This is a genomic window from Lewinellaceae bacterium (assembly GCA_020636135.1).
Lineage (GTDB): Bacteria > Bacteroidota > Bacteroidia > Chitinophagales > Saprospiraceae > JAGQXC01.
Genome location: JACJYK010000004.1, coordinates 22,950 through 48,702, shown reverse-complemented (window position 1 = coordinate 48,702; position 25,753 = coordinate 22,950). Strand labels below are relative to the sequence as shown.

Below are 25,753 nucleotides of genomic sequence, written 5' to 3'. Positions count from 1 at the left end.
GCTTCGGCATTTTCTGGTTTCGCCCGCTTCTAACAAAGCAGGATAGAGGTAAACCAAGATACTATAATTTAACGTAAATCCTGTGCAACATTTCCCCATGCTGGTCCGAAGGATATTTCGGGAAGTTGGCACGGATGATCCTGCCTGCGAATAATTTGGTGTCTCCAGCCTGATTTATGTTAATAAAATTGTATATTGATAGATCATCATTAAACCAAAGAACCATGGCGGATCTATCTAATATGACCATTGGGGATGTAGTCCCTGCGGATCTTAAAGGCCAGTTCAGTGCCAATGTGCTGAACACCACTATAAAAGTGGCCCGGGATATTGTGAAATTCGATATGCCCCCTCCGAGTAATCTTTCAGCTTCTGATGTTGCGGAATTGGAGAAATTATATTCGATGTACCAGGATAACCAAAACAAAGCATACTGGCACAAATCGGAAGCGGAAAATGAGGCATACTGGAATAAGAATTCCTAGGTCAATTTTTATTCCCCACCATGCTCATCATACCCGACAAGCAACTGGGTGTTAACGCCTTTGCTGACGTAATAGACTATTATACGAGGAAATATTGCAGTGAGCTGGTCTCTGATCAAACCATTGAGAATCTGGTGCGTGTGACCAGACACCTGCCTGCTTTGTTCTCCTCCAACTGGGGGTTTGAATTAAGGCCCTTTAATACCATCCACGGGGTTGATTTTTTAGCTTGTGTCCACGAGCCTGAGCAGCTGGTAGCTCGTCCAGGAGTAGAAGGACAGGTCTCCTTCCCGGAGACATTTCGTCCGGTAATCGATGCCTGGCAGGATAAGCGGTCCATTCTTCATGAAGGGGTCAAAAACATCTGGTTTGAGATCGATCAGGAACACCTGAGCTTGCCGGACACTCCGTTTAATTTTTTCATCGGACCGGTGGAGAATGCCTCTCCGCTAGCTTTGGCAGATCTACTGGCCCATCTGGTGTCGCTCACTTCCGATGGGCAGCTATCGAAGTTTAAGCCTGCTTTACAGCAGTTGTTCCGGGCGAAGTATCTCCTTCAGGACCCATCCTGGATAGCCCAGGTGGGTATCATGCAGGCGCGCCAACAATCCGGATTTCGCGTCTTTATTCAGGATATTTCCAGACAGGCAGCGACCGGGTTTTTACAAGGGATGTCGTATCAGGCTCTGGACAGGGAGGATTTGTGGAAATGCTGGGACGCATTGGAGAATGCAGGAGCCAGGATGGCTTTAAATGTCGACCTGGGACGAACGATCGGACCAAAACTGGGCTTGGAAGCGTATTTCAAAACAGTCGATGCCGCCAAGGATTACCTGCAGGAATGGGCTGAGGAGAACCATGCTGAGACCAGCCAGTACGATGCCTTGATGCGCTTTATGTCACAACTGGACGGACAGCAGGATGGTCCGTTACAACCGATATTTTCACACCTTAAATTGGTCTATGTACCGGATGTATTCCCGGAATTGAAAGCTTACTTTGGATTTGCCAAACGTAAAACCCTGCACCTCATCACCTATTCCAAACCATAAAACTATTGACTGTGTTACGATTACCGGATATCCTGTGGATCAGCTTACTGATCCTGCTCATGGGCTGCCAACCAGGGCAAACTCCTAATGGGGATATGGTCACCCCGGACAGTTGTCCCCTTGGCGTACGCCCCTATGCCATTCGGGGTAGTATAGACCTGCCCCAGGTCAGCCAGATCCCACATTCGGACAATCCCGACAGCCTTATCGTTTATCTGCAACGCAGAGCGGATCACTATGCCTGGGAGACATTTATCGCTATGAACTGGCCGGCACTTCCTGATGGTAGTCCAGATAGCCTGCATTGTCTTGGCAATGGAGAGGCTACTACCGTCTGGGAACACTGGATCCCGGGTCCTCATATTTACCGACCAAATGGTGAAGAGCCCTTGCCCTGGCCTGATTCCGTAGATAAGAATGGCGTTCCTGTGCATCTCCGTGACCCGCATTTATTGCATTACAGTGGTAAGGATCCGGATTTTACCCGTGTTGATGCGGATGACATCCCATTAATTGATCAGGATAGTATTTTAACACAATATCAGATCACGTACAACCGGGTAGCCTACGACTATATTCGAAGCTCCGGACTGTATTCAGAAGCGGGCCAGCAGAATTTTGTGAAGAATTATCCGGATTTTACGAAAGGGCTGTATATGGTCATCAAAGGGGATACCGCCAATATTGAGCGCACCTTCGAGCGTGCCTATTTCCCGGTTGGGAATGTCAAAGATTCGATCCAAACTAACAAAACCAGGGATACGGTCTTCTATTTTGAGAAAGGGGAGGGAGCTATTATCATCAAGTCCGCATGGAAGCGTTTGGCAGCATCCGATGATGCATCGACCTTCCATACCCGGGAGTTGACCCTTGAAAACGGGACCATGGTGAAGATTGGCCTGGTAGGGCTGCATTTTATGCATAAAATTGCCGAAGCGACGCAATGGGGATGGGCTACTTTTGAACACATCAACAATGTGCCAGAGCTGGACAGCAACGGGATGGCTATCCTGGACCATGAAGTGGATTATACCTATTTCAATGAGTTGGAACCTGATTCGGCCAGATACAATACACCGAGTCCCTATAATCTGATTACCCATCTATATGAGAAGATTCCTATCCAGGTCGTTCGGTCCAGGCCGATCTATGCGAGTGCTTTGAAAACCAATCAACTCTTTCATGAGCGTATCCGCAAGGCCGATCCTAATTCCGTCTGGCTTAATTACCAGCTGGTCGGTGCCCAATGGCCCCTGGTCACCGATTTTTTTACCCATGGAGCAGACTATCAGCCTGCCAAATTGGGAAATCCGGTGATGGAAACGTATTTCCAAAATACAGCCTCCTGTATGGATTGCCACAAGAGTGCACGTTTTTATCCTTATGGCCGCGACAGTACGGCGTTCAATTCCGACTTTATATTCAGCCTGAGCCGGGCCAGGTAATTCCTGGTACCTTATTTGCAAGGGATAATTCGTTGTATAACGCCCTAAAACGATCAAATGGCAGAAGTTGAAGGGAATCATTCATATCCATAGGGCAAAGAAATATCAACTTGCAGGTTCATTACCTCTGATAGGTGTCTTGTTTGTTATCCTCATGTTGTTCCTACCCGGTATTGGCAAGGCACAGGGCTTCCCGCACCCCTGGTCTCTCCATGCCGGATATTATAGTAATAATTTATGGAATCCGGGTATCCAGGTAGGAGCCGACCGCCAGTGTGTGACCATGGACAAGAGCCGCAATGACCATGATTTTACCGTAGAAAAATGGTTTACCGGTGACCTGGGTTATTATCTGGATCCCGGCAGTCACGGAGCCTCCTTTTTACAGGTAGGGACAACGCGCAGAAAGTATAAAGACAAAATGTTTTATACCCAGACCGGATTTAATCCATTGGGCATTTACCGGTCGATCTTACCGGAGACATATTCGGTCACCGATGCAGGTAACGTGGAGCAGGTGAAATTCCCCGGAAACTGGTATTACGCGCCTTCGGTATCATGGGGGGTGGGACAGTATTACCGCAAGCTACCGGGCAGTGGATGGTATGCCAGACTGGAATTGATGGCTTTATTGCCCTACAATACCTATGTACAGTTTTTATTCAATGTAAATCTGGGGTATCGTTTACCCTTACGCTAATGAATGGTATGATTCACAAACTGGTCTTTTTGTATTTCGTGGTTATTTTCTTTTCGTGTGGAAAGACTGAGGATGGCCGGGTGGATGAAACCATTTATGTGCGCCATCAGGGAGCCGACATGCCGGCGTATGTCCATGGGAATCTGTCAAGTGATGCCGTCCTGGTCATTGTTCACGGTGCTGGCAGTTTCGGGCTTTCATTCCGGGAAGATTTGTTTAAATCTGTGCTCGAAAAACTGTTCACCGTCGTTTATTTTGACCAGCGCGGTCAAAGCATGTCCGAAGGGCATTATCCCAAACCGGACGATGTCATCCGGCTGATGGGTGATGATGTGGCAGCACTGATCCGGGTGTTGAAGCATCAATATGGTACCGATAAATCCTATTTCCTGATGGGCCACAGCCTGGGTGGGATGATAACCCTTTCCAGCATGGTGAATAGTGGATTGCAATCCGAACTGGCAGGCTGGATCTGTGTCGACGGAGCCCTTGATTTTCCATTCATCAAACAGACCAGAAAAGAATCGACGTTACTGATATGCGATGAGCAGATCAATGCCGGAAATGACCCGGGCAGCTGGAATAATCTGATCAACCGGCTGATACCATTGGATCCCGACCAGGATTATGATGAGATCCTCAAGATAGCAGGAGAGGCCATGGATCTGCTGACTTCCACGGGTGTTATCACCGCAGATCGCCCAAAGGACCGGCTTCGCAACGCAATCGTGATCAACAATCCGGTTAACTGGCTGGTATCCAACTACTTCAATCAACCGGTGCGGGCTGCCATAGCGGAGGATCTGTCGTTGTCCAATCGCCTGAATTCCATCACGATTCCAGCTTTATTTATTTATGGAAAATACGATCTGAGTGTGCCAGCCGGGATGGGTGTATGGGCTGCACTTAACATTGGATCATCTTCGAAAGAATTGGAGATATTTAATCGTTCAATGCATCATCCCTTTTATACAGAGCCTGAACATTTCGTTGAGCAGGTGGCACAGTTTATGGAGAACCATAAATAATCAAGTGGTATTCAAGTAACCGGGAAGGTTTTGTTGTCCTGATAATTCCAACTTACATCATATAATTTTAGTATCTTTTCTGATAGTGAGAGCTAACGTCTGGTGATGCGGAGTACCTTTGGACCAGATTGTCATTAGTTTCGGCACCAAGAATAAGTTATCCAACAATACCTCATTGCAATGAATGGATATGGAGTTGAGATCATTTTGAGCAGGCAACTAGCCGATTGTTTGGATACCCCGGTCTTCATTGTAGATCCGAAAGGAACCTTGTTGTTTTACAATCATCCGGCAGAGTCCATCCTGGGCCGACGCTTTGAGGACACCGGAGTTATGCCGGTAGAAGAGTGGTCCACCATCTTCAAACCATGTGATGATCACGGACGGGACCTGCCTCCGGACCAGCTGCCTCTGGTGGAAACACTGACCACCCAAAAGGCAGCCCACGGCTCATTCTGGATCAATGGACTGGATCACAAGCTCCACAATATTTCGGTTACTTCCGTACCGATCATCGGTCGTTCCAATGAATTTTCCGGCGCTCTGGCCATTTTCTGGACCCATCCCCAGGACGTATGAAAGTCCTGGTGCACGGAGCCCGCGGATCCTATCCTACCTCACAGGAGGATACGCTCAAATACGGAGGCCAAACGCCCTGTGTAGAGGTGGCTTATGGTGAGGAACGGATCATTCTCGATGCCGGCACCGGAATCCTGGAGGTTGATGCGGACCGGATAAGTGCAGATAAACGCATCCATATACTGCTTACCCACCTGCACATGGATCACATCCTTGGACTCGGTTTTTTCAGACCGCTCTTCAATGCTGAAAATGAAGTACATATCTGGGGCCCTTACAGCCGCGATGCCCCGCTGCGGGAACGGATTAACCGGTATTTGTCACCACCATTTTTTCCATTGCCGTTGCGGGATATTTCCTGCAAAATGGTGCTCCATGAAATAAAACAGAGCTCATTTACCATTGGTGATTTTTCGATTGATTGCGAATATGTGGTTCATCCGGGACCCACACTTGGCTTTAGGGTTACCGCCGGGGGGAAAGCCCTTACCTATCTGCCGGACCACGAACCGATGCTGGGGCAAGAGAAACTTCCGGACAACAGATGGTTGTCAGGCTACAATCTGTTATTGGATTCTGACCTACTTATCCATGATGCCCAATACACCAGTGAGGAATATGAGCAGCGTATCGGTTGGGGGCATAGCTCCTTCCAGCAGGCATGCGCGGTGGCTCAGATCGGCCGTGTGAAAAAGATGCTCCTCTTTCATCACGATCCGGAACACAGTGATGATTTCCTGGATGCCCAGGTCGAAAAGATGAGCGCATCGGCAGCAATCTCGCTGGACATTGCCCGCGGCGGAATGACTTATCCTGTTTAAGATTGCGTTCAGCGCAGCTTTACGGGATGATTGTAATGGATTTATGTTTTAGTACCAGCTCGTACAGGAATTTGAAGGTCAAAGGACTCAGCGTTTCATTAACTGCTCCAGTTCCGCCAATAAACTTTCTTTTTGGGAGGGCCTGGGTGCATTCCAGTTGACGATCTGTCCGTCCGGGTTGATAATCAGATATGTTGGATAACCTTTTGTATGCAGCAAGTTGGATAAGGTTCTGGATAGAGGTTCTTCCAGAAAATAATGATCCCCGGAGAGTTGGTACTGCTTGATCAGGCTTTCCATGGCTGGTTTATCACCAGACATACAGAGGTAGATGAATGTAAGTGGATAATCCTGCAGGAATTCTTTAGTGTCGGCGGCAAAGGGCATTTCACCCCGACAGGGAGCACACCAGGTAGCCCATACATCGAGGTAGAGATATTGTCCGGGATGTTTCTTCGATAAAGATTGGATGAATGCTTCAGGACTGCCTTCCTTCAGGTCGGTAAGGTGGGCATAGGCAGGTAGTGGTTGTTCCATCTGGGACAACAATTGATCATAGCGGTATTGGTAAAGCTGCAGGATAGCAGGATCAGATATTCGGGAACGCAAAACGTTTAAAAAAACTTGCGCTTGAACGCTATTTGCACCTTCAATAGCATCACTGAATGCGTTGCCGAAAACCATAGTTGCAAGTAATTGACCATCTGTACCCATGCGATCCAGATTTTCAGTTCTTTTTTCATAAAAGCGAAGGTTTGCCAGATAGCTGTATTTTTTTCTGAACGCTCCTGTCTTTATACTTTGTTCTTTTAAATGTTGGATTCCTTGCTCCAGTTGCAGTATATCTTGAGGAGTGAGGCCAGATTCATTGCTCCTGATTAAGGAAAAAGTGGAATCGAAGCGGGTAGTACTATTCTTGATGCCGAAATGTTTTTGAATTTCAGGTGCATACTTTTTCCATAATTCATTCCAGAAAACAACTGAAGCGGGCGGATTCTTAAGATCGGTGATCACTTGATTGATTAATGTCCTATTGTAATCCGCCTGTTCCTGGTCCAAAACCATTCTCCAGAAGCCGATATCCAGGGCATAATCGGTGTATTTGCCGAACTTTTGTGCGTAAAACATACCCATTTCGCGCATACAATTGCCATAGTAACTGGAAATCCGGTATCCGGAATCAGAAAAATGAAAGTCATCGATAAAATGGTCATAAAAAGGATCATCCGTTTCCCAATACAAGGATTTTCCTTGCATTGTACGAGGAATCCAGGAATAACGGATCAGATCTTCGAAATACCAAACTTCTTGATGGATAGGTAGCCAGGTTTGGAAAGCTGCTGAAACAGGATGTTTTACCGCGTAATCATGCAGGCCATTGATAGAATGGTCCATGATGGCCTTTCGTGCCGATTGATGAGCGTTAATATCCAAAGTCAGTTTGTCTTCGTAAGCCGGCCAATAATATCGGTCAGGGACACCATCGCGGTTAAAAAGCTGATAATCCAGGGAAGCATCAGCCGTAGGGCCCATAAAAAACCACTTTGTCGGATCGATATCTGCAATTTGAAGAAACAAGTTTTCTCCCGGAGCTAAGAATAGGGTTGTCGCGCTATCTCCGCAAATCAAATAAACATCCTGAAAGCCAGCCAGGGGAATTTGCAATGAAAACCGCCGTTGTGGGTCAAGGAAAGCCTCCACAGTGATTTGTGTTTGCCATAAATAATTTTGGTAGCGTACACGAATGGAATAGATATCCTCCAATCCATTATTGGTTGTAGCTTTTAATTCGCCTTTAAAAGTAGCCATGCCTGGTTTGCTATCCGGAATGTCCTGCGTCGGTTGATACATTGGTTTATTGTCAGCAGTAAAGAGTTTTCCTGCAGGAATGCCATCCCGGATGCATTGAAAGCCCTGACCGTTGGACCGTAGATCAAGGGATGTGGAGCGAGGTTTTAACTCACAGATGTACTGGCCTTGCGGATTAAAATAACATATAGTATCCGTGCGAGCCAGTGAAATCTTTAAGTGACCCGAAGACGCTTCGATGGATATGTACTTCCAGTAATCGGCTTCCAGAACAGCATAATCCTGATCCAGAGTCAGTGTCCATTGTCCATGCTCATTGAAATAATCCTGGCACCAGGATGCTGGAATATTCGACTGGCTTATCAGCTTTAAGATCAATAGGACAAATGCGAAAGAAATGTAATAGCGTTTATTCATAAGTGGATGAAATTGGGTGGCCAAAAAGAAAACACGGTCTTGCTTATTTCGACAATCCGTGTGAAAGGATATTTATTTAAAATTAATCCTTTAATTATTTAGATGCAATTAAGCTAGAAAATGGTGCCTTTTGGCGTTGTATACGGAGATCGATTTTAGGGGATTAAAAGGTAACTGTGCCCTGAATTTTCTAAATAAATACCCGTTCTGAAAAACATCAGAATGGGTATTTATGCATTACAATCAAGGGATCCGTCAATCTTCCAGATAACCGAATTTACCCTGGTTGAAGTCCTCAAAGGCCTCAATCAGTTCCTGCCTTGTATTCATCACGAATGGTCCGTGTGCTGCGATCGGCTCGTGGATGGGCTCTCCACTCATGACCAGCACGACGGCATCATCGGTCGCTTCCACCGTAAAGGATTCTCCATCATTGGACAGCAATACAAAGTGATCGGTAGGGGCCTGTTCCTTTTCGTTGATCAGGATGCTGCCTTCAATCACGACCAGGGCCGTATTATACGAAGCCGGGAATGAAAATCCGGCAGAACTTCCTTTTTTCAGTCGTGCATTCAGCAAATTAACTGGTGTGAACGTACTGGCCGCTCCCCGGGTGTCCTGATACGATCCGGCAATAACTTCAACCGTACTTCCGGCATCATCCAAATTGACCCTGGGAATCGCCTTATTTTGGAGGGCCTGGTATTTCGGCGTACTCATTTTGTCCCTGGCCGGTAAATTGACCCACAACTGGACCATCTGAAATTCACCACCTTTCTTCGCCCATTCTTTCTCGTGATATTCTTTATGCAATACCCCACTGGCGGCCGTCATCCACTGGACATCGCCCTGTGCAATTACTCCGCCACCGCCACCGCTGTCGTGATGTGCTACCTTCCCCTGGTAAGCAATGGTCACGGTTTCAAAACCCCGGTGAGGGTGTACACCGACTCCGCGTGGTTTATCGGTGCCGGCAAACCGGTATTTCGAATTGTAATCGAGCATGATAAATGGATTCATGCGTTGCATGCTGGCACCCTGATTTCCGGGTATGAAGTTATGGACCCGGAATCCGTCACCCACATAATGGGCCGATCCTGGTCGGATGATTGCTTCTACGCTTCTCGTTGCCATAAATGAACTCCTTTTTGATGCAAATGTAGGGCAGGGCACTGCTGGTGTGCATTGATCTATGATAAGATCGTTCGATTTTGTTGTGCCAGCTCCCGGCGGACCCGGCTAAGACTTTCCGGAGTAATGCCCAGATAAGAAGCGATCTGCACCTGGGGGACACGCAGGAGCAGGTCCGGATAAACCTTGACGAAATGCTGATAACGTTCGCTGGCGGTTGCGCTCTGTAATTGCAGAATACGGCGTTGCAGTTGGCGGATGTGACTGTGGAGCAGCCGGTGGTTGAATTCCAGGAACGAGGCATTGGTTTTCGCTAGCTGCAGGATGAACGCCTCATCGAAAAGCACCACCTGACTGTCTTCTATGGCCTGAATGAAATATTCCGATGGCTGATGAAAATAAGTGCTGGCCCGGTCAGAAACAATCCAGTTTTCCGGAGCGAATTGAAGAATATGTTCTTTGCCCTGGTCATCGATGGCAAATTGCTTCAGTAACCCTTTTTCGACGTAGACCGAATATTCGCAGGTCTCACCCTGGCGTAATAAATAAGTCCCCTTTACCACTGATTTTTTCATGCACTGATTGACCAGTTCACGGATCATCGCTTCATCCAGATCCGTGTTTGTAGTCAGATAGGTGGAGAAGGGAAATCGGTTCATAGTCGATGGTTTGAGCCAACGTTCCGGCAAGATAGTGATGGTAACAGCTTAAAATGTTGGTCGTTTCTTTTTTTTAATATCAAGACCTGTATTCGATTGTAGGGAATCTGATTGAGGGCTACAAGTTGCCCCGGATGGCTATTGCACGTGCTATGAGCTGAATGGAGCCGTCGGATTCCACCGGTAATTTTTCCCGGATTGCCTCCCGCAGACGCGTTTGTTGCACCGGGCTGAGCGAGCCAAGGTAGCTTGGTGCCGGGCCCTGGCCTCCCAGGAATGGATTCCAATAATCATCAAAATGCATAAACCGGGTGGTCATGACCAGATAACCGGATTGGATCTGGTGCAAGGCTGCGGCATGAAAGGCTTCTTCCAGCCGGGTCGGATTGCAGATTGGAAATCGATTGCCTTCATCCAGAGGCGCAGCTGCAGGATCCAGTTCGACGACCGTATCCCAAAAAATGCGCAGAAACTCCATTTCGCCCGCATAGTCCCAAACGTAGGCGGCAATGGTGCCTTCTGGTTTCAGGACCCGCTTCATCTCTTCCAAGGCAGCGGCCAGATCATCAAAAAAATTGAACGCCAGGGCCGATACCACGAGATCGTAACTTTGGTCCTGCACAGGTATTTGTTGAGCGATGCCCACCAGATAATCCGTGTCTGGCCATGCCTTTTTTGCCACCTGATCGATGAACGCCGGTGACGCATCCAGGCAAGTCAGCCAGCTGGGGCGTTGCAGAAGATGGATTGCCTCACTCAGAGCGCCAGTGCCGCAGCCCAGGTCCAACCATGATTCGTCAGGTTGAGCATTCAGCCAATCTAGAAATAGGGGAGCAAGCTGTTTGCTCCACCTCCCCATGAAATATTCATAAGGATCGCCACTGTTCCAATTGTCATTAACGAGGCTCATCTTAACTGAAAACTATAGGTCAATTCCACCATGCCATTGGTATAAGCTCTTACATTTTTTAGATGAAGTGGCTGTTCTTTCTCAATGGATTCAAAAAAAGGCTGTCCATCTCCCAAAATTACAGGAACTATGGTCACAATGAGCTCATCCACCAGCCCGAATTGGATACATTGACGGATCAGGTTTGATCCTCCCACCACCCAGATGTTACGGTGATCGCTTTTCAATTGCGTCTGCATAACCTGATTCAGGTCGCCGGTTAAAAAATGGACATTGGGATATTGTTTCAGCAGGGATCGCTGGGTGAAGACATAAACGGGCGTATCTCCATAGGGCCAGCCCAGCTCCAGGGCGTGTTCATAGGTACGTGAACCCATCACATAACAATCGATGTTTTCGAGAAAAGCCGAGATCTCTTCTTTGGTTAAAGTGACGCCTTGTTCAAAACGATCCTTTGAATTCATCCACTCCACACTGTTGTCTTTTGCTGCGATGAATCCATCGAGGCTGGAGACCATGTGGGCAGTGATTTTTGTTAGATAGCCAGGCTCTGCCATTTCAGGTTTTTGAGACTCAAAATTTAGACTTTTAATACAATTTAATGTATATCCTGGATATACAAGTCAAGTGCTTCGGTCTGATGCTCTAATTCACCGTGACAGCCTGTTCGGCTGTGAAAACAGTAATAAAGGTCGGATAGTCTTCCGTCAGATGATGGTACGCTGCCGTCTCTTCGGTCATCCGGTGCTTGGTGACCTTTGTATGCAGGGTGTAAGTTCCTTCCTCAGAGGGAAGCAAACCAATGGTATAAGTTCTTGACTCCAGTGGGTCGAGGTTGTTGTCACTGATCTTTTTCGCCACCGGGTACCATTCCCATACTTCACCGATGCGGTACCGGCGGTGGGCAATCGTGTCACTCGTTGCGGCATTCAACCAGGTGAGGTCGATCAGATAATAGCGCTCGGGATCACCGGTGGGAAGCCGGTGCCCGGCATGTGCATTCGTCAGTGTAAGGCTGTAATGAATGCTGTCAGCGCCGGAATAAGTTGGTTCCAGGGTGTCCGGTTTAAAATCAAGACCCTCCAGGGCCACCGGTGTTTCTCCCGTCTGCTTCGGAATACCGGATCCGGGAAACCAGTGGCGATGGGATACATGTTCAGGCATGCCACTCATCCAGGACCTGGTAAGCGTATCCATATGACAGCTTATGCAGGTTTGGGTTTGGGCATAAGGTCCTACCTGCCACTCTTCTCCTGTCTGGAATGTACATACCAGTTCCGGGGTGACCACTGCATTGGCGTTGTGGCAGGTGATGCAGAGCTGTTCGCTGAGGAAGGAAGAATCGACCCGCACGGGATGCGGAGCGTTGACCGTCCCCCGGGTGCCTATGATGAAGCCATCGCGGACATGGCAGGTGGCACAACCGATACCTTCCAGTTGCATGGCAGCATCGAAATGTGGGTTTTTTTCCTTCACCGGCTGGTAGATGTCACCATTTTTCAAGCCGGTAATGAGGTATTCCTGCTGATTTTCGAGCGGGATGTGACAATTGATGCAGAGGTAGGGGCTTGATTCCTTCTTAATTTCCGATTGAAATTGCAGATCGGTCCAGGCATGTGCATGGGTAGACTTCAGCCACTCCTGGTAGATTTCCTTGTGACAGACCCCACAGTCGGCGGAACGGATCGAGACCAGGCCTTGCGGTATGGGTTGGAAAGGTACTGCACTTTCCCAGGTGTCTTCCAGGGGCTCAATACGGTTGACGCAAGAGGCGAGGGCCAAACCCAAAACCAAAGTGACAGTAAACCATCGGGTGATACGCTTCAGGATAATTGTTTTTTGACCCTGCAAAATTAGGTATTTGACCAGGGATGTGAAAGCGACCAAAATCACTTAACGAATGTTGAATGTTGAAGGCTTAATGCTGAATGTATGATAAAAGCCATATTTCAGAAAGTGAAGACATTTAATCCCTGGTGAACTTAAGCAGGGAGACCCCCTGTCTGGGTAAGATTATGGTGAGGATAATCCGGCCATCGCTGGTATTGATCCATTCGGGAGATTCCAGTAACTCCAACTGCCCTGATTCTTCCAGTTCGGCATATTGTTTTGCGTTAGGGTATTGGGGCGAGCCCAGCTTTTGCCAGTACGTGTAGGCGTTGCTGTGATCCCGGTCAATCCGGAAGTGCTCCATGAACAACCTTCCGGAAGGCAAACCGGTCAGGGTCAATTTGATGGTCGCATCCGGTGCAGGCAGGTCATCATCGTGATAATTCCACAGCATAACGGCTGCCTGGTGATCATCCACGGTTGCCAGGGCCGAGATGTCTGGCGCAGGTCCCCGGACACTGGAATCCCGGATAGTCATGGCATCATAGGCCAGATTTCCGGTGACCTTCACCCGGGAACCGGATAATTGTCCCATCATCCGAAACACATTCAGGACCGGCTTGTCGACACCGTTGGTCGCCAGATCCCGGAATCCATGAAACCAGGGCTGATCTTCGAACTCAAAAGCCCAGGTGACTGCACCCAGCAAGTTGATGCCATAGTGATCGGCAAGTTCCATTTTGCGGGGAAATGCAGCAGCCGTGTAGCTGGAATACATGGTTCCATTGCGATAACCATTGTGCGGATAGATATCCATAGAACAGGCCGCACATCCCTCCGGATCCGACTCACCGATGATGATCGGCAGATGTTTCAGGCGGGAATGGGAAGCCACGATCTCAAAACCACGAGCAATATCGTTCAATTGAGCTCCCATGTTCATCCGCACATGCCCGTCTACATATTGTGGTGCTCCTTTGGCATGGAAGGCAATGAAATCCAGCGGGCTGCCTTTCTGGCCGGTCGCGTAATTGGTTCCATGTTCAACATGATAGAGGAAACTGTCGAGGAAGGCTGCTGCTTTATCCCAGCCCGGTCCCGTGCTATGAGGGCCACCGATGCGAGCACCTGGTAACGCTCTTTTGACTGCCTCAGCGGAAAAATCATATAATTTTTGATATTCATCGGCAGTGCCTTGCCAATAGCCAATGTTGGGCTCATTCCATACCTCCCAGAGCCAGGATTCCACTTCGGCCTGTCCGTATCTTTCAACACAATGCAATACCCATTGGTGGATGAGTTCGCCCCATTTTTGATAATCTTTCGGCGGATAAGCCCAGCCGGTAAAAATGTTGGCATATTGATTTCCCGGTTGCCAGTCGTGTCGATACGGTATTGGATTGCTGGATAGGGCTTCCGGCATAAATCCTATTTCGACCAGCGGCTTCATTCCCCGCTGCACATAGGTATCAAAAATAGAGTCGGTCACCTTCCAGTTGTACACGGGATTTCCATCTGCATCCTCCGTGTAAGCATTGGTGGAACCCCATTTAAGGGAGGGAATGCCATCACCCGATGTAAGCAGGTTGTGGGTGCGAACATAAACGGGAACCGGGCTCAAGGCAGCTAACTCAGTCAATAATTTTCTCCCGTCTTTCATATAGGTATAGTTCGGCTCATCGTAGCCAAACCAGGCATAGATGGGCTTTACCGGCCCTGAAGGTTGAGAGAAATCTACATCCAGGTGTGTAGTAGGGGAAGGAGCCAGGACAGGAGTACCCTGACTACCAAGGGTCCAAACCGGGTTGATCTTCATCATGGCCACCTCCGGGTCAATGAAGTCAGACAAAGCCTGCAAACCGACGACCTGGTAATGATTCTCCGACAGGTATTTCAGATAGGTTTCAAATATTGCCGGTGGGGTGGTAACCCAGTCGTGGGCATAGTCGGGAACACCATGGACGGTCAGAACTACGATTTTGCCATCCTTAGCCATTCGCAAGGCCTGCATGGTCTGAGTGGTGTCTGTTCCCGAGGTGCTGTAACTGGGGATCAGGTAGGGATGATCCGTGAGAGGATCGTAAGGCCGGCTCCCGCCCACGCGGGCAAACCGGTATCCTTTGCGCTCCAGGATGGGCAACGCCAATGGGTCGGTATCGTAAGCCGGATAAGCAAAGGTTGCCGGTTTGGAAATGCCATAGTGGCTGCATCGATCTTCGATGACTTCCAGTTCGCGGACGATGTGGGTGCTGTCGATGGTATTCAGATGGGTATGGCTGCCGGTGTGGTTACCGATTTCAAAACCCATCTGCTGCAGTTGCCGGATCTGCAGCCAGGACATGTATTTGGTGCTGTCTGCAAAGTCCGGAGGGAATTCACAAACAAAGAAGGTGGCTCCGAAACCATATTTTTTGAGTAAAGGTGCTACATATGTTGCGTGCGTGACAGCGGCATCGTCAAAGGTGAGCACGACCAGGTGATCCGGTATGGGTTGCTTCAGAATTTGTGCTTCCAGGGGTTGCATCGATGACAGGAACAAGCATGTTATCAGGCTCAATAGCCTTATCAGGAAATTTGCAGGTGAACTAATCATCATTTTTTTCAGGTGTTATTCCACGTAAAAGACTTCAGTAAGGGGCTTACTTACTGGTGAATGATCCGGATGTGTAACCATGATATCTGCCATGTATTTCCACCAACGACGGATGATTTCATGGGTTCCCAGGTCTTGTGAACCGGTATCTTCCTTCACTTTCTGGAAAGCAAACAAGGTGTCGGTGTCCGGGTCAAGAAAAATGGAATATTCCCGGATGCCTGCCTCCCTCAAGAGTTTTGTCAATTCCGGCCAGATGGCGTTATGACGCCTTTGATATTCTTCCTGACAGCCGGGTAATAATTGCATTTTGAAAGCAACTCGTTTCATTTATTGAATGGTTATGGTAAAGGGAGCGCTGGTCACTTCAGCAATTATATGCTGATGGTCCTGATCGTAGTTCCATTGGGTGGCTCCATACACTTGTCCGGGCGCGCTTTCCCAGGCCAGATGAATGGTCCAGTTGTGTCTTACTTCACTTTGGATCTGCAATTGACGAGTCGATTGCAGCCAGATGATCGACAGGGGTGAGTAATAAAATCCGTCACCAAGTGGCTCATAGCATTTCAGGGATGCATTGCCCTCCGGGAATACATAGACTTCCTGGTGGACTGCAGAATTCATGGTATCACCTGGGCCAATGATCTCCATTGATACCGGATCAAGGGGAAAGATGGACGACCCGGGATGCTGCTTGCGGTACCGGAACATCCGGGTGTCCAGGTCAACTGCCGTGTCCATGGGTGGCCGGATTTGAGGAACATCGACCGTAATTTCCGGCATTACAATACCCCTGGTATCTTCAAGGATCAGGGTGTCATTGGTATGAATGCGTAAGCGAACATTATCCATGGACCAGTCGCGGGCATGGTGGATTTCACCACATTCCTCTGCTTCAATGGACACATTTTCCCAGGCTAGATCGTGGATTGGTTTTTCCGCATAGCCATTGGCGTAGAATGCCTGTTGGGCGCCGGTCACCGTCACATTCGTAATCCGGATATTTCGAAACTCCGGGATGCCGCGTACTTTTGGTTCCACCGGTCTGGTCATCACTTTCCAGTGGGCTGGCCATTCCGTTTCGGGTATTTCCGCAGGTATTTGGGGGTAACTGTATTCCGGATACCAGTTTAGCTCGAAATGGAAAGGACTGTTGACGTGGTCCATGGTGATGTCATGAAACCAGATGTTATCAATGACTCCTCCGCGGACCTGTGCTGACTTAAAGCGGATACCGGTATTGGTTCCTTCAGCTTTCAGACCGTACACTTCAATATTCCTCATCCCTCCGGAAGTCTCGCTCCCGATGGTGAAAAGCCCGTGGCCCGCCCGGGTGATGCAATTGCGGTAAACGATGTTCTCGCTGGGGCGGTTAACCCGCAATCCATCCGCATCGCGTCCGGCCTTGATGCAGAGATTGTCGTCGTTACAGTCGATGTCACAGTTTTCAACCAGGATATCGTTGGAAGAATCTGAATTGATGCCATCCGAACTGGGTCCATAGCCGCCGATGTTGTTCCGGATAACCAGACCATTGACATGAATCCGGGAGCTATAGGTCAATGAGACCGTCCAGAAGCCGGCACGGAGCACATTGAAATCCTGCAAGAGGACATTTTGTGAACCATATACGGCCACCGGGCGGACCCGTTTGCAATCGTAATCGACCGCCCAGCGGATGTTACGTCGGGTATATTCGGTCCACATGCCACCAGTGCGGGGAGGATCTCCCCAAAATTTATCCCACCAGTATTTCCCGTTGCCATCGATAGTCCCTTTTCCGGTGATCCGTACATCGTGTTGTTCGTAGATGTTGATGAGTGCAGCCGGCCAGAGCATTTCAATGCCGGCAATGCGGGTCCGGATGTCCGGATAGAGCTTGTCATCCTGAATGGCTTGAATGGTAACCAGTGAATCCAGATGCAACTCCACATTGGATTTCAGGAAAAGAGCCCCGGACCGGTATAATCCGGGCTTTAAAATCACCTGTCCTCCTCCGGCTGCTGCTGCGGCATCGATGGCGTCCTGTATGGCCTGGGTATTATCCACCAGTGAATCCGGTTGTGCCCCATAGTCATTTGCCGGAAATGCCTGGTCGGGTACGGGTGCAAATCCCGGGTGGTAAAAGATCGCTTCCAGATGCTGAACCAGCGGGCTTTTGTCATCTGACTGATCCACTTGTTGGGTCGAATGACAACTCAGGAATAACAGGAAGGTGAATCCAAATACAGGAAGACAAAGACGTTTCGGTTGCACGTTTCAGTTGTAAGGTATCCTTAAAGTTAGTGCCCCGGGTTTAAAGACCACAGTCTGCCCGTGATTTTTCAATGTTAAGTTGGTTGGACCAAGGGACAGACGGATCGCTTTCAATTGCCTATTTTCGTTCCTATGCAACAATTGAAAAATAAAGTCGTGTGGATCACCGGTGCTTCTTCAGGTATCGGGGAAGCACTTGCTTATGCCTTTGCACAGGAAGGATCCAGGCTGGTGCTTTCTGCCCGCAATGCAGGCAAGCTGGAATTGGTAGCCGGGAAATGCCGCGAGGCCGGAGTTGATGTTCTTGTTGTTCCAATGGATGTCATGGATCTGGACGCGATGGAGGATGCGGTGCGACAGGTGAAGGAAAGGATGATAAGGGTGGATGTGCTGGTCCTGAATGCCGGACGCAGCCAGCGGTCGCTGGCCATTGAAACTCCGGTGTCGATAGACCGCACTTTTATGGAATTGAATTTTTTCAGTCCGGTCGTGCTAACCAAAGCATTATTGCCAGATATGCTGGAGCATGGGGAAGGCCACCTGGTTGCCATCAGCAGCCTGTCGGGTAAATTTGGCGTTCCAAGACGCACCGCCTATTGTGCCTCCAAGCATGCTTTGCAAGGATTTTTTGAAGCGCTCCGTGCTGAATTGGCAGCTACACCGGTAAAAGTAACCATCGTGTCCCCGGGGCGTATCCAGACCGATATTTCCTTGCATGCACTTACCGAGGATGGAACCGAGCATGGTACCATGGATAAGGGTCAGGCCGAAGGGATGCCGGTAGCCCTTTGTGCGTCTAAAATCCTGACAGCCATCAAGAAAAATAAAAAAGACATATTGGTCGGCCGCAAAGAATTGCTGATGTATTACATCCGCAAATGGCTGCCTGCATTGTATTACCGGCTAATTCCCAGGATTCAATGAGGCGGACAATAACGATCATCGTCTGGCTGACGATGTATTTTCCTGTGGCTGCCCAGGGGTACCATTATGAGACTCCGCGGCACTATCGATGTGAGTTTACCGGTCTTCCGGTCACGATCGACGGTCAGGGCGATGACCTGGCCTGGCAAGGGGTGGCCTGGTCTGAACTATTTGTAGACATCGAAGGTGATAGTCGGCCCTTACCCTACCAGAATACCCGTGTCAAAATGGTCTGGGATTCGACCCAACTCTATATTCTGGCCCGGCTTGATGAGACTAATATATGGGCCACGCTTAAAAACCACGATGATATCATCTACCGGGACAATGATTTTGAAGTGTTCATCGACCCGGACCGGGATAGTCACAACTATTTTGAGATCGAGTTCAACGCCTTCAATACCATTTTCGATCTGTTTTTATCGGCTCCGTACCGGGACGGTGGGCCGGTGATCACCGACTGGGATTTTAAACAGATGCGTTCTGCCGTAAAAGTCTACGGGAGCCTGAATAATCCTTCAGACCGGGACAGCTGCTGGTCGGTGGAGATGGCATTGCCACTGGACGGTCTCACCCGCAAAGGCAGACATCCGGATCCAGGAGCTGTCTGGAAGATCAATTTTTCACGGGTGCATCATGAAACCCAGGTTGTTGATGGCCAATATGTCAAACTCAGAACTCCTGAGGGCAAACCAATGCCGGAGCACAACTGGGTTTGGGCCCCTCAGGGGATTGTCAATATGCATTATCCTGAAAAATGGGGCTATCTGCTGTTCGACCGGGGACCGGACAGGGCCCGGATTCCGGAAGATGATGCTGTGATCCAGCACCTTTATTTCCTTTATCACCAACTGCGGGAATATCGTGCAGAACATGGTGTTTTCCCGGATCAATTAGAGAATCAATATCTGGTGAATGGCATGCACTATGCTTGTTCCTTTCTCACCGCGGATTCAGACTACCTGCTTACACTGCACGGTGAACGGAATCGGACCTGGGCAATCCGGGAAGATGGCCGGGTTACCTTCGCTGCACCCTGAAGTTTTGGTCTTTTTCTGGGGCCTGCGGGCCTTATTGAAAAATTTTAATTTTTGTTATCATTGCAGCGAGCCCGGGATGAATCTTAAATCAGCTAACAAATCATGTCAAAACACATTGTAGGGATACAGCAGATCGGCGTCGGTGTTCGCAATGCCAAAGAAGCCTGGAAATGGTACCGGGAGCAATTTGGTATGGATATCAATGTCTTTGAGGATACCGCGGTGGCGACGCTGATGTTGCCCCATACCGATGGCAAAACCTGTGAGCGCTATGCTGCTTTAGCCGTGAATATGGAAGGTGGCGGAGGTTTTGAGATCTGGCAGCACACGGGGTTTGAGTCCCGTCCGCCACATTTTGATGTTCAGTTGGGTGACAGTGGAATATTCATCTGTAAGCTGAAGTGCCGCAATGTGCCGGCAGCCTTTGCCGAACATCACCGGCGTGGTCTTGATATTCTGGGCACCCTGTATTCGGACCCTCAGGATTTGAAACATTACTACGTGAAAGATCCTTACGGAAACATCTTTGAGGTTGTCCACGAAGATTATCACTACAAAGCTCAAAAATCACTGACGGGAGGCGTGGTAGGAGCCGTCATCGGCGTGTCGGATATCGACAAGGCGCTGGAGGTCTATACCGGTATCCTGGAATACGACCAGGTTGTCTACGACAAAACCGGAGTGTTTGAAGACTTTGCCCATCTCCCGGGTGGTGACCAACGTTACCGCAGGGTACTGCTGTACCATTCGGCGATACGGACCGGACCGTTTGCCCGTTTGCTGGGCCCCACACAGATTGAACTGATCCAGCCTCTGGACCGGAAGCCCAAGAAAATTTTTGAAGGTCGTATCTGGGGCGAACTGGGCTACATTCACTTGTGCTTTGACATCCTGGGTATGGAGCACCTGGAAAAGGACTGTGTTGCCAAAGGCTATCCGTTTACCGTCAATAGCGCCGATAGTTTTGACATGGGCGTTGCGGCAGGCCATTTTGCCTACATTGAGGACCCGGACGGTACACTGATCGAATTTGTAGAAACCCACAAGTTGCCTATCATGGAAAAATGGGGCTGGTACATGAATCTCAAAGGCCGGGATCCCAGGAAATCGTTGCCCAACTGGATGATCAATACGATGGCGTGGAAAAGGGTGAAGGATAAATGAAATGGTGAAGGCTGAGTGTTGAACGTTGAAGGTTGAGTGTTGAATGTCAGTAGGTTCAGGATCTGATATTGCGTAATTTTGCAGATCACCAATTGGCTTCATTATGCAACGCAAATCAAAGCTGCCTAAACCCGCGTTCGTGCTTCTTTTCTGCTTGGGACCGGTATTCATTTCCAATGCACAATCATCCCTGCTGCAATCCGGCCCGATGCTGGGTTACTCGGAGATGCGGGAAGTTCTCTTATGGGTACAAACCACAGAACCTGCCGAAGTATTTGTGACCTACTGGGAAAAGGACATCGAACATCCGGATACCTTGATGACCCGGGTAAATCTAACGGATGAAGAGGAAGCCAACACCGTCAAACTGATTGCCGATCAGGTCATGCCTGGAAAGCATTATCAGTACCAGTTGTACATTAATGGAGAGCCGGTAACCCTGAATTATCCTACCGAATTTCAGTCCCAGCCCATCTGGAAATGGCGGCATGACCCGCCGGATTTTACCATGGTCACCGGTAGCTGTGCCTACATCAACGAGCCGGAATTTGACCGGCCGGGCACCCCTTATGGAAGCCATTATGAGATCTTTCAGGCCATTTATCAGCAACATCCGGACATGATGCTGTGGTTGGGGGACAATACATATCTGCGGGAAGCCGACTGGTTTACGGCTACCGGATACTGGCACCGGTATACCCACACGAGATCCATCCCTGAACTTCAGCCCTTACTGGCTTCCACCCATCATTATGCCATTTGGGACGACCACGATTACGGCCCGAACGACTCGGACCGGAGCTGGGTACACAAAGAGCGTGCTCATCAGGTATTTCAGGCTTTCTGGGGCAACCCGACATACGGAATACCCGGACTGGAAGGCGGCATTACCACCATGTTTCAGTTTCACGATGTAGATTTTTTCCTGCTGGATGATCGCTGGTTCCGCTCTCCGGATAAACGCAAATACGGTGACCGGACCATGCTGGGAAAGAAGCAACTGGAATGGTTGTTAGACGCACTGTCGACCAGTGAAGCGACCTTTAAAATCGTGGCAACAGGCAATATGGTGCTGAGTACGGCAGCTGTGGCAGAAAATTACAGCATCTATCCGGAAGAACAGGCCTACCTGATCGAACAGCTGGAAAAGGAACACATTCCCGGCGTGGTATTCCTAACCGGAGACCGGCATTATACCGAGCTAAGTAAATATTCCGGTAAAAATGGTTATGTCTTGTATGACCTGACCTGCTCGCCCTTTACCTCAGGGGTTAATACGAGCGGAGACAAGGAAAACAATGCCTGGCTCGTGCCCGGGACCGTCGTGATGGAGCATAATTTTGCCCGCATACATTTTTCGGGCCCGGAAAAAGAGCGGGTGATGACCATAGCTGTTTTCAATGCCGCCGGCGAAAAAAAGTGGGAGCGGGAGATCCGGGCCAGTGAATGGAAATGATCCCACATCCTACTCCCGGCCCAGGCAACCAGTAAGGATGAAAAGAATTGCTGTTCGCTCATGAGATCGGACCCGCTAACTATTAATCGCTTCCTGGTTTAACCAGGCTTCCTCTTTTTCCATCTCCAGAATAATATTCACAATAAGCGCCGTCCAACCGGTCTGGTGGGAAGCACCCAGGCCCTGGCCGGTATCCCCGTGAAAGAACTCGTAGAATAAATGCAATCCTTTAAAGTGCGGGTCGGCTGCAAAGTGGTGTTCCTGATCGTCGTTGTGATAGGTGAATTTATTTTCTTCATCGATCTCAAAAAGCCGTAACAACCTTTTGCTGATCTCCAGGGCGATCTGTCTCAGGTTTAGTTTTATGCCAGACCCAGTGGGAAACTCATAAACATAGCTGGGACCATAATAGGTATAATATTCCCGTAAGGACTGGATGATCAGGTAGTTGAGTGGCAACCAGATGGGACCTCTCCAGTTCGAATTACCTCCGAACATATTGGTTGAACTTTCCCCCGGTTCGTAGTGGATGGAATGTTTCCCATGATGTTCAAAAACAAATGGGTGATCCTTGTGATATTTTGAAAGAGATCGGATTCCATAGTCGGAGAGAAACTCCTCCTCATCAAGCAGTCTTTTTAACAAGTGCTCCAGCCGGAAGCCCCGCATGATGGAGAAGAGGTAGAATCCGTCATCGTTATCTTCTTCAATGCGGGATATCAGGGACGCCAGATCCGGCCGGGTGCGGATGATGGTAATGGCCCGGCTATTGAATTCATCCAGGTTCTTAAACAAGTCCTTATGCATGACCTCAACTGCAAAGAGTGGGATAATACCTACCAGGGACCGTACCCGCATGCGTTCATTGGTCCCGTTGTCCAGTTGGACGACATCGTAATAAAAGGCATCTTCATCATCCCACAGGGAAATGTCCTTCTTGCCGATGTGGTGCATGGCCCAGGCGATATTGAGAAAATGGCGAAAGAATTTGGCAGCGGATTCTTCGTAGGAGGCATTGTACTGGGCCAGTTCCAGGGACATACGCAGCATGTTTAAGGCGAAAAGAGCCATCCAGCTGGTGGCATCGGCCTGCTGCAGTTTTTTAATGCCCGGAGGCATGTGATTGCGGTCAAAGACCCCGATGTTGTCCAGGCCCAGGAAGCCTCCTTCAAAGAGATCGATGCCATTGACATCCTTTTGATTAACCCACCAGGTAAAGTTGATCAGTAATTTCTGAAAGGCACGCTCCAGGTAATCCAGGTCGGGATGATTGTTGAGTTGTTTGTCCCTGATGTAAACCTGCCATACCGCCCAGGAATGGACAGGTGGATTCACATCGCTGAAATTCCATTCGTAGGCCGGTATCTGACCGTTAGGGTGCATGTAGTACTCGCGCAGGATGAGGAGGAGCTGTTCTTTGGCGAAGTCGATATCGATGGTCGAAAAGGCCACGGTGTGAAAGGCAAGGTCCCAGGCCGCATACCACGGATATTCCCATTTGTCGGGCATTGATATGACGTTGCGGTTGGTCAGGTGCTGCCAGTCAAAATTGCGCAGGTGATTCCGTTCGGGTAGTTTCTTGGAACCGGGTTCTCCGAACAGCCACTGGAAGACATCCAGGTAGTAAAATTGTTTCGACCAGAGCAGGCCGGCATAAGCCTGCCGGATCAATTCAGTCCGCTGCAAAGACAGTGTGGATGGCAAAAGGTTATGGTAAAAATTTTCAGCTTCTGACAGTCGGGTGGCAAAGATGGATTCGAAATGTTGCCAGGGTTCTTCCAGCGGTTTCTTACTTAGCCGGATCCGCACCGTGTAGGATTTATTACCCGGAATTTGAGCTTTGATCCATACCGCTGCTTTGGTGCCTCGCAGGTCCGGATTGACGGTGTCCAGTCCGTACACGACATGATCGTGAATCCCGTCTTTGGAGTAGGTATGGTCGGCCGGAGTCTGGAAAAGTCGTTCGGTATTGGTTTCGTTATCGCAGAACAACTGGGTTCCCTCTTCATGATATAGCCAATACCCTCCATCACGGATGGACTGGGCCTGAATATGTTTTGGGCCAGCCGATCGTATCTTGGGTGGATTGTATTTGGCATTGTGTTTCCAGTAGTTACGGAACCAGAGGTGGGGCAGGATGTGAAGCAGTGCTGAGCGGCGCGACCGGTTATGCACGGTGATTTTTAACAGGATGTCTTCGGGACCGCCTTTGGCATATTCGATGAAGCAATCATAATAACGCTGATGGTTGAAGACTCCCGTGTCCAATACTTCAAATTCAGGTTGGGCCCGGCTGCGCTGGTTTTTCTCGATCAAATCCTGGTAGGGATAAGTTTGAATAGGGTATTTATACAAAAACCTGCAGTAGGAATACGTGGGAGTCGCGGCCAGGTGGAAATACAATTCCTTGACGTCCTCACCGTGGTTGCCCTGCCAATTGGTAAGTCCAAAAAGCCTTTCTTTCAGGATGGGATCCCTGCCATTCCAGAATACCGGTGCCAGACATAGTATCTGGCGGTCGTTACTGAAACCGGCAATACCATCTTCGCCCCACCGGTAGGCATAGCTGCGGGCCCGGTCGTGATTGATGTACTCCCAGACGGATCCGTTTTCACTGTAATCCTCCCTTACGGTGGCCCATTGCCGGTCGGCCACATAAGGCCCCCATTTCTTCCATTCTTCTCCGTGCCGCGCTGCGAATAAACGCTGCTGTTCCGCATGGATGTGCTCCATAGCTTACGATTGTACTCTGGTAAGGACTTTTTTAGCTGATGAAGATCAAAGGTACGTATCCGAATGTATTTTTTGGGGAGGACTACCATTTGAACTTTTTTAATCCGCTCAATAATCTGATGGACGCCAGAGCCCTCAGGTCTCCGGTGGTGGTGATGTATGTCATTGGTATCGTGATGATTATTCAGGAAAATAGCCTTGTTTGTCTCTTTAAAGTGAAAGTCATGAAACGAATGTCAGTGGTCTACCTGCTTTTCTTTATTGTGACCTGGCTGGCATGTTCCGGATCACGTGAGTTGGTACCGACCAGAGCGCGCCAGGTTAAGACCACTCAGGTCATTGGCTACCATGCGCCGGTGGAGATGACCATTGCCTGGTACCCTTATCAGGAGCTTGAGTTCAAGCAGAAGAAGGATCGCAACTGGGTCATTTTCAGCGATACGACCCAGTACCGGGGCGGGCTGATCCCGATGATCCTGGTGACCTACCCGGAGTCCCGGGACTCCCTATGGTTGGATATGCATATTGACACCCGCTTATTGGGTAATCTGATCAAGCATACCCTGATGACGCAGGAACCCATCCAGCGGCCTTTCGGGCAATATTTGGACCAGGCATCCTGTACCAAGTGCCATCCTGAGGATGTCAAAGTCAACTTCAACTGATCGGGTAAGGATACATCATAGTTGACTCATTTTCGATCCGGCAGCATGTGTATTTC

22 protein-coding genes are annotated in these 25,753 nt (G+C 49.2%); 12 read left to right on the top strand and 10 right to left on the bottom strand.

Annotated elements, in window-relative coordinates; all coding sequences use genetic code 11:
• The first annotated feature begins 224 nt into the window (after positions 1-224).
• The 7 genes from H6570_22150 (at position 225) to H6570_22120 (ending at position 6,110) form a co-directional block, all read left to right on the top strand.
• Positions 225-485, top strand: a complete 261-nt coding sequence (locus H6570_22150) for a hypothetical protein (GenBank protein ID MCB9322000.1) — start codon at positions 225-227, stop codon at positions 483-485.
• Between the two features lie 20 nt (positions 486-505).
• Positions 506-1,537, top strand: a complete 1,032-nt coding sequence (locus H6570_22145; GenBank protein ID MCB9321999.1) for a hypothetical protein — start codon at positions 506-508, stop codon at positions 1,535-1,537.
• An 11-nt stretch (positions 1,538-1,548) separates the two neighbouring features.
• Positions 1,549-2,982 (top strand): hypothetical protein, encoded by a 1,434-nt coding sequence (locus tag H6570_22140; protein MCB9321998.1) that lies wholly within the window; start codon positions 1,549-1,551, stop codon positions 2,980-2,982.
• A gap of 67 nt (positions 2,983-3,049) precedes the next feature.
• On the top strand, positions 3,050-3,682 hold the full coding sequence (locus H6570_22135) for a hypothetical protein (protein MCB9321997.1): 633 nt from the start codon (positions 3,050-3,052) through the stop codon (positions 3,680-3,682).
• 8 nt (positions 3,683-3,690) lie between these two features.
• Positions 3,691-4,710 (top strand): alpha/beta hydrolase, encoded by a 1,020-nt coding sequence (locus tag H6570_22130; protein ID MCB9321996.1) that lies wholly within the window; start codon positions 3,691-3,693, stop codon positions 4,708-4,710.
• 180 nt (positions 4,711-4,890) lie between these two features.
• Positions 4,891-5,289 carry a hypothetical protein gene (locus H6570_22125; GenBank protein ID MCB9321995.1) on the top strand — a complete coding sequence of 133 codons (399 nt, stop codon included), beginning with the start codon at positions 4,891-4,893 and terminating at the stop codon, positions 5,287-5,289.
• Positions 5,286-6,110 carry an MBL fold metallo-hydrolase gene (locus tag H6570_22120; GenBank protein MCB9321994.1) on the top strand — a complete coding sequence of 275 codons (825 nt, stop codon included), beginning with the start codon at positions 5,286-5,288 and terminating at the stop codon, positions 6,108-6,110. Before H6570_22125 ends, H6570_22120 begins: the two co-directional genes overlap by 4 nt.
• An 87-nt stretch (positions 6,111-6,197) precedes the next feature.
• Here the strand turns inward: H6570_22120 and H6570_22115 are convergent, their stop codons facing one another.
• The 9 genes from H6570_22115 to H6570_22075 all read right to left on the bottom strand — a co-directional run bounded on the left by H6570_22115 (position 6,198) and on the right by H6570_22075 (position 17,715).
• Positions 6,198-8,336 (bottom strand): redoxin family protein, encoded by a 2,139-nt coding sequence (locus tag H6570_22115; GenBank protein MCB9321993.1) that lies wholly within the window; start codon positions 8,334-8,336, stop codon positions 6,198-6,200.
• Positions 8,337-8,591: 255 nt separating this feature from the next.
• Positions 8,592-9,470, bottom strand: a complete 879-nt coding sequence (locus H6570_22110; GenBank protein MCB9321992.1) for a pirin family protein — start codon at positions 9,468-9,470, stop codon at positions 8,592-8,594.
• Positions 9,471-9,526: 56 nt separating this feature from the next.
• Positions 9,527-10,126, bottom strand: a complete 600-nt coding sequence (locus H6570_22105) for a Crp/Fnr family transcriptional regulator (GenBank protein ID MCB9321991.1) — start codon at positions 10,124-10,126, stop codon at positions 9,527-9,529.
• A 118-nt stretch (positions 10,127-10,244) separates the two neighbouring features.
• On the bottom strand, positions 10,245-11,036 hold the full coding sequence (locus H6570_22100) for a class I SAM-dependent methyltransferase (GenBank protein MCB9321990.1): 792 nt from the start codon (positions 11,034-11,036) through the stop codon (positions 10,245-10,247).
• Complete coding sequence (locus tag H6570_22095; GenBank protein ID MCB9321989.1) at positions 11,033-11,554, bottom strand: dihydrofolate reductase; 522 nt, start codon at positions 11,552-11,554, stop codon at positions 11,033-11,035. Before H6570_22095 ends, H6570_22100 begins: the two co-directional genes overlap by 4 nt.
• A gap of 127 nt (positions 11,555-11,681) precedes the next feature.
• On the bottom strand, positions 11,682-12,887 hold the full coding sequence (locus H6570_22090) for a cytochrome C554 and C-prime (protein ID MCB9321988.1): 1,206 nt from the start codon (positions 12,885-12,887) through the stop codon (positions 11,682-11,684).
• A 115-nt stretch (positions 12,888-13,002) separates the two neighbouring features.
• Positions 13,003-15,423: a polysaccharide deacetylase family protein gene (locus H6570_22085; GenBank protein ID MCB9321987.1), complete on the bottom strand. Its 2,421-nt coding sequence runs from the start codon at positions 15,421-15,423 to the stop codon at positions 13,003-13,005.
• Positions 15,424-15,474: 51 nt separating this feature from the next.
• On the bottom strand, positions 15,475-15,789 hold the full coding sequence (rhaM, locus tag H6570_22080) for an L-rhamnose mutarotase (GenBank protein ID MCB9321986.1): 315 nt from the start codon (positions 15,787-15,789) through the stop codon (positions 15,475-15,477).
• Positions 15,790-17,715 (bottom strand): glycoside hydrolase family 28 protein, encoded by a 1,926-nt coding sequence (locus tag H6570_22075; protein MCB9321985.1) that lies wholly within the window; start codon positions 17,713-17,715, stop codon positions 15,790-15,792.
• A gap of 132 nt (positions 17,716-17,847) precedes the next feature.
• On the opposite strand from H6570_22075, the gene H6570_22070 reads away from it, so the two are divergent.
• The 4 genes from H6570_22070 (at position 17,848) to H6570_22055 (ending at position 22,299) form a co-directional block, all read left to right on the top strand.
• On the top strand, positions 17,848-18,639 hold the full coding sequence (locus tag H6570_22070) for an SDR family oxidoreductase (GenBank protein ID MCB9321984.1): 792 nt from the start codon (positions 17,848-17,850) through the stop codon (positions 18,637-18,639).
• Positions 18,636-19,679 (top strand): carbohydrate-binding family 9-like protein, encoded by a 1,044-nt coding sequence (locus H6570_22065; protein MCB9321983.1) that lies wholly within the window; start codon positions 18,636-18,638, stop codon positions 19,677-19,679. Before H6570_22070 ends, H6570_22065 begins: the two co-directional genes overlap by 4 nt.
• Positions 19,680-19,781: 102 nt before the next feature.
• Positions 19,782-20,843 carry a VOC family protein gene (locus H6570_22060; GenBank protein MCB9321982.1) on the top strand — a complete coding sequence of 354 codons (1,062 nt, stop codon included), beginning with the start codon at positions 19,782-19,784 and terminating at the stop codon, positions 20,841-20,843.
• A gap of 103 nt (positions 20,844-20,946) precedes the next feature.
• On the top strand, positions 20,947-22,299 hold the full coding sequence (locus H6570_22055; GenBank protein ID MCB9321981.1) for an alkaline phosphatase family protein: 1,353 nt from the start codon (positions 20,947-20,949) through the stop codon (positions 22,297-22,299).
• Positions 22,300-22,374: 75 nt separating this feature from the next.
• Here the strand turns inward: H6570_22055 and H6570_22050 are convergent, their stop codons facing one another.
• Entirely contained in the window at positions 22,375-25,032 is a 2,658-nt protein-coding gene (locus tag H6570_22050) for a glucosidase (GenBank protein MCB9321980.1), read from the bottom strand.
• A gap of 38 nt (positions 25,033-25,070) precedes the next feature.
• Here H6570_22050 and H6570_22045 point away from each other — a divergent pair, with 38 nt between their 5' ends.
• Positions 25,071-25,697, top strand: coding sequence for a hypothetical protein (locus H6570_22045; protein MCB9321979.1), 627 nt, complete (start codon positions 25,071-25,073; stop codon positions 25,695-25,697).
• Positions 25,698-25,753 lie beyond the last annotated feature (56 nt).

What these genes read in the sequence shown, in the direction of transcription:
- H6570_22150 (MCB9322000.1), top strand. Translation starts at nt 225, where the DNA reads ATGGCGGATCTATCTAATATGACCATTGGGGATGTAGTCCCTGCGGAT.
- H6570_22145 (MCB9321999.1), top strand. Translation starts at nt 506, where the DNA reads ATGCTCATCATACCCGACAAGCAACTGGGTGTTAACGCCTTTGCTGAC.
- H6570_22130 (MCB9321996.1), top strand. Translation starts at nt 3,691, where the DNA reads ATGATTCACAAACTGGTCTTTTTGTATTTCGTGGTTATTTTCTTTTCG.
- H6570_22125 (MCB9321995.1), top strand. Translation starts at nt 4,891, where the DNA reads ATGAATGGATATGGAGTTGAGATCATTTTGAGCAGGCAACTAGCCGAT.
- H6570_22120 (MCB9321994.1), top strand. Translation starts at nt 5,286, where the DNA reads ATGAAAGTCCTGGTGCACGGAGCCCGCGGATCCTATCCTACCTCACAG.
- H6570_22115 (MCB9321993.1), bottom strand. Translation starts at nt 8,336, where the DNA reads ATGAATAAACGCTATTACATTTCTTTCGCATTTGTCCTATTGATCTTA.
- H6570_22110 (MCB9321992.1), bottom strand. Translation starts at nt 9,470, where the DNA reads ATGGCAACGAGAAGCGTAGAAGCAATCATCCGACCAGGATCGGCCCAT.
- H6570_22105 (MCB9321991.1), bottom strand. Translation starts at nt 10,126, where the DNA reads ATGAACCGATTTCCCTTCTCCACCTATCTGACTACAAACACGGATCTG.
- H6570_22100 (MCB9321990.1), bottom strand. Translation starts at nt 11,036, where the DNA reads ATGAGCCTCGTTAATGACAATTGGAACAGTGGCGATCCTTATGAATAT.
- H6570_22095 (MCB9321989.1), bottom strand. Translation starts at nt 11,554, where the DNA reads ATGGTCTCCAGCCTCGATGGATTCATCGCAGCAAAAGACAACAGTGTG.
- rhaM (MCB9321986.1), bottom strand. Translation starts at nt 15,789, where the DNA reads ATGAAACGAGTTGCTTTCAAAATGCAATTATTACCCGGCTGTCAGGAA.
- H6570_22070 (MCB9321984.1), top strand. Translation starts at nt 17,848, where the DNA reads ATGCAACAATTGAAAAATAAAGTCGTGTGGATCACCGGTGCTTCTTCA.
- H6570_22065 (MCB9321983.1), top strand. Translation starts at nt 18,636, where the DNA reads ATGAGGCGGACAATAACGATCATCGTCTGGCTGACGATGTATTTTCCT.
- H6570_22060 (MCB9321982.1), top strand. Translation starts at nt 19,782, where the DNA reads ATGTCAAAACACATTGTAGGGATACAGCAGATCGGCGTCGGTGTTCGC.
- H6570_22055 (MCB9321981.1), top strand. Translation starts at nt 20,947, where the DNA reads ATGCAACGCAAATCAAAGCTGCCTAAACCCGCGTTCGTGCTTCTTTTC.
- H6570_22050 (MCB9321980.1), bottom strand. Translation starts at nt 25,032, where the DNA reads ATGGAGCACATCCATGCGGAACAGCAGCGTTTATTCGCAGCGCGGCAC.
- H6570_22045 (MCB9321979.1), top strand. Translation starts at nt 25,071, where the DNA reads ATGAAGATCAAAGGTACGTATCCGAATGTATTTTTTGGGGAGGACTAC.